We start from the raw sequence: 1,930 nt of genomic DNA on the forward strand, positions 1-1,930 counted from the left end.
CGGCCGCGCCCGACGCCGCGCGGCGGCCCGCCGGAGCCGCCCGACCGCGGCCACCTGGGGCGCGTTCGCGCTGCTCACCGCACCCGTGCTGATCGGGCTGGGCGTGTTCAAGTACGTCGCGATCGGCTGGAGCTTCCTGCTCAGCCTCAGCGACGCCCGCGGCACCATCGGACTCGGCCACTGGGTCGGACTGGCCAACTACCGCACCCTGCTGGGCGACCAGGCGTTCCGCGACTCGCTCACCCAGATCCTGCTGTTCACCGTCTTCATCGTCCCCACCACCTTCGCCGCCTCCCTCGGGCTCGCGCTGCTGGTGCACCGGATCCGCCGCGGCCGGGCCCTGGTGCGCACCGCCTTCCTCATCCCCGCCGCCGTCTCCTACGTCGCCGGTGCGCTGCTGTGGAAGATGTGCCTGTTCAACTCCCTGCCCGCGGGCATCGCCAACACCGTCGGCGGCTGGTTCGGCATGGAGCCCGTGCCCTGGCTGCAGACCACCTCGCCGCCGCTGTACTGGGTGGTCCTGGTCACGCTGCGGCTCTGGCTCCAGGTCGGCTTCTACATGGTGCTCTTCCTGGCCGGCCTGCAGGCCATCCCGCGGGACGTCCACGAGGCCGCCGCGCTGGACGGCGCGACCGGGCTGCGGCTGCTGCGCCGGATCACCCTGCCGATGCTGCGCAACACCTCGGTGGCCGTGCTGATGCTGCAGTTCATCGCCGCGTTCCAGGCCTTCGACGAGTTCTACAACCTGTTCAGCAGCGGACTGTCCGGCATGGGCTCGGTGCCCGTCCGCACCCCGCTGGTCCACCTCTACACCACGGCGATGGGCGACCAGAACTACGGGATCGGCTCGGCCGGGGCGTTCCTGCTGACCGCGCTGATCGTCGGCGTGACGCTCGTGCAGGGCCGGGTCACCGGCTTCGGCAAGGCCGAGGGGTGAGTGCCATGGACACCGTCCTGCGACACGTGCGGCCGGTCCTGCGGGCCGTGCTCGTGGGCCTGCTCACCGTGCTGTTCCTGCTCCCGTTCTACCTGATGCTGCGCAACTCGCTGATGGACAGCCGGAGCCTGACCTCCCCGCACTGGACCTGGTGGCCGGCGCAGGCGCACTGGGAGAACTTCGGCGCGCTGTTCAGCGACCCGACCGTCCACATGGCCCAGGCGCTGGGCAACTCGCTGCTGATCGCGGGAATCACCGCGCCGGTGTCGACGCTGCTGGCCTCCGCCGCCGGCTATGCGCTCGCGCGGATTCCGGTGCCCGGACGCCGGTTCCTGCTCGGCCTGGTGGTCGCCACCCTGATGATCCCCGGCTCGGCGACCTTCGTGCCGACCTTCGTGGTGGTCGGCTCGATGGGTGGGGTGAACACCCTGTGGGGGCTGATCGCGCCGGGGCTGTTCAACCCGTTCGCGGTGCTGCTGTTCCGCAACTTCTACCTGCAGTTCCCCACCGAGATCGAGGAGGCCGGCCGGCTGGACGGCCTCGGCTGGCTCGGCCTCTACCGCCGGATCGCGCTGCCGAGCTCCGGGGCGATGCTCGCCTCGCTCGGCGCGCTCGCCTTCATCGACAGCTGGAACGCCTTCCTGTGGCCACTGGTCATCGGACAGGACCCGTCCTCCTGGACGGCCCAGATCGCGCTGTCGACGTTCCTCACCTCGCAGACGATCAACCTGCCCGGGCTCTTCGCCGGCGCCGTGGTGACCATCGCTCCTCTGGTCGCGATGTTCCTGGTGGCCCAGCGCCACATCGTCGAGGGCATCGCCACCACCGGTCTCAAGGGCTGACCCGTGACCCGCCCGCTCCTGCCCACCCGAAGGAGAACACGCGTGAGAGCCGACCGAACCGGCCCCGGCCGGGCAACCGCCCGCCGCGCCCTGCCCCTCGTGCTGCCCCTGGTGATGGCCGCGGCGAGCCTCCTGGCCGCCGGCGGCCCCG

The 1,930-nt window shown here is 71.3% G+C and carries 2 protein-coding genes; both read left to right on the plus strand.

What is annotated here, in order from left to right; translation table 11 throughout:
* A partial coding sequence (locus KS423_RS44505; protein ID WP_224285372.1) for a carbohydrate ABC transporter permease occupies positions 1-937 on the plus strand: 937 nt, incomplete at its 5' end.
* 5 nt (positions 938-942) lie between these two features.
* Entirely contained in the window at positions 943-1,779 is an 837-nt protein-coding gene (locus KS423_RS44510; protein WP_224285373.1) for a carbohydrate ABC transporter permease, read from the plus strand.
* Positions 1,780-1,930: the final 151 nt, after the last annotated feature.

The organism is Streptomyces sp. LS1784 (assembly GCF_020103755.1).
Taxonomy (GTDB): domain Bacteria; phylum Actinomycetota; class Actinomycetes; order Streptomycetales; family Streptomycetaceae; genus Kitasatospora.

Bases quoted from the DNA above. Each gene is read 5' to 3' on its own strand.
- KS423_RS44510 (WP_224285373.1), top strand. From the start codon at position 943: ATGGACACCGTCCTGCGACACGTGCGGCCGGTCCTGCGGGCCGTGCTC.